Origin of the sequence: Candidatus Liberibacter sp. (assembly GCF_014048425.1) — a bacterium.
Lineage (GTDB): Bacteria > Pseudomonadota > Alphaproteobacteria > Rhizobiales > Rhizobiaceae > Liberibacter.
In genome coordinates this window covers 1-2,092 of sequence record NZ_JACETX010000082.1, presented here as the reverse complement: position 1 = coordinate 2,092, position 2,092 = coordinate 1, and the positions used below count along the sequence as shown (strand labels likewise).

Sequence of the window (2,092 nt, the reverse complement as noted above, 5' to 3'; positions counted from 1 at the left end):
GGGATAACAATCGAGAACATTTATAAAATTCCAAAGCCTGTTTATATCCTTGACGAACATCTACAAGATTAGCTTCACCGGTTGCAGTCCAAAGACCTGCATCACGAATTTGCCTATCAAGGCTTTTTAACAACTCTCCAAAACCACGTGCACAAAGTTTTTTATATATTTCTTCACGTGAAAATTCTTGTGTCACAATAAATTCGCTGAATAAAAATGACCATAGTTTTTGTAATTCACGATTATCATATCTAATATCAATCAGTTCTTGATATTCTTCCTGCAGAATCTTTGGATGATTAATAAGAGTCAACAATAAAGTAGCTTCCCGCAAAGATGGTCTCTTGGCTTTCACCCCTCTTACAAGAGATGACTGCGTAAGTCGTTGCGAAGGAGCTTGTTTATTTTCTGATTTCGAGTAAAACCTCTGGTTTTTTCCATACCTCTCTGAAGAGTAAGGTGTTGTATCTCTTTGAAAGAACTTATTAAGACGATTCCGTATATCTTTGGAATAATAATACTGCAATTTTTTATTTGTAATGCTTTTAATCGCTTTGCCAAGATATATTTCCAATTCTGCACGCGCATCAGGCGTTTCGAAAGAATGGTCGTCCGTTGCACGTTTCCAAAGCCAAGCAACCAACGGGAACGATTCTGCAATAAGTTTTTCAAAGGCTTTTTTACCAGAACGTCGCACAAAGCTATCCGGATCATCATCATCCGGCAATAAAATAAAATTCACGCTCTTGCCAGGAACCACATGACATAATACAAGATCAATGGCTTTATAAGAAGCACGCAAACCAGCAGCATCCCCATCAAAACATAAAACGATATGCGAAGATAATCTCCAAAGAAGTTTTAACTGATGTTCTGTCAAAGCAGTCCCAAGAGGAGAAACAACATTTTGTATGCCGATTTGATGTAAGGCAATAACATCTACATAGCCTTCAACAAGAATGATAGGAGAAGATATTTGCCTTTGTCCTTCTCTTGCTATCCTTCTATTGCTATGATTCAAAGCTCCAAAAAAATTATAAAGCATCTCTCCTTTATGAAAAAAATCCGTTTCAGGAGAATTGAGATATTTGGCAGTTGCCCCTTCCGAAAGAGAACGCCCTCCAAAAGCAATCACCTTTCCCCTAGGAGATAAGATAGGAAAAATAAGTCGATCACGAAACCGGTCATATGGAGTTGCAATATTTTCTCCATGAACAACAAGACCCGTTGCAGAAATTTTTTCTTGAGATATACCTTGTCCCAGAAGATACTGTCTTAAAGCATTACGACTATCAGGAGCATATCCCAACCTGAACGTCTCTATAGAATGAGTATTTATACCACGCTCATCCAGATAACGCCGTACATGTATAGAATCTTGGCTTTGCAAGGTATCCTGGAAAAAATGAGCCGCCATTTCCATAATGGCTTCTGAACTCACACGTTCTTTTTCTTTTTTCTTCAGAAGGGGATTGGAAATTGGTAATGGAATCCCTGCCATATCCGCTATTTTTTGCACAGATTCCGTAAAAGAACATCCCAAAAAAGTCGATAAAAAGGAAAAATGATCGCCTTTTGCATTACAACTAAAACAGTAGTAATAACCCTTTCGATCGTCACAGTGAAAACTCGGGGTTTTTTCCTCATGAAAAGGACAGCAAGCCCAATAATCCCCTCTAGCAGGACTGGTCTTCCTCTTGTCCCAACTAACATGCTGACCAATTATCTCAGAAATAGGAACTCGAATAAGAAGATCCTCTATAAAATCACGGGCAAACTGCATAACCATATCTACTATTGGAATCGATTGATGATGACAATCACATTCAAAAACATAAAAAGCTCAAAAATGAAATACTCCACTTGAGGTTTACTCATCCCTCATCTTCTGTAGTACATCTATTACACCGGTGATATGTTGTAGATCAAATGCAATCTCCGGTGAAATAGGATATTGCGTAGGAAGCTCCATCTCTATTGCGTATTCTTCCTTTTCTTTAACAAAAATCAAAGATATTGGACCATATTTATCACTATCCTGAACCTGACGATTCTTGAAATACCGTCGAATATCTTCTAGAGCCGTGTGATT

2 protein-coding genes are annotated in these 2,092 nt (G+C 38.0%); both read right to left on the bottom strand.

Going from position 1 to position 2,092, the window contains the following annotated elements; translation table 11 throughout:
• Window positions 1-1,783 (bottom strand): DNA primase (gene dnaG / locus H0G72_RS05985; protein ID WP_182017859.1); only part of this gene is annotated, 1,783 nt, incomplete at its 3' end.
• Between the two features lie 87 nt (window positions 1,784-1,870).
• Window positions 1,871-2,092 (bottom strand): hypothetical protein (locus tag H0G72_RS05980; protein ID WP_182017858.1); only part of this gene is annotated, 222 nt, incomplete at its 5' end.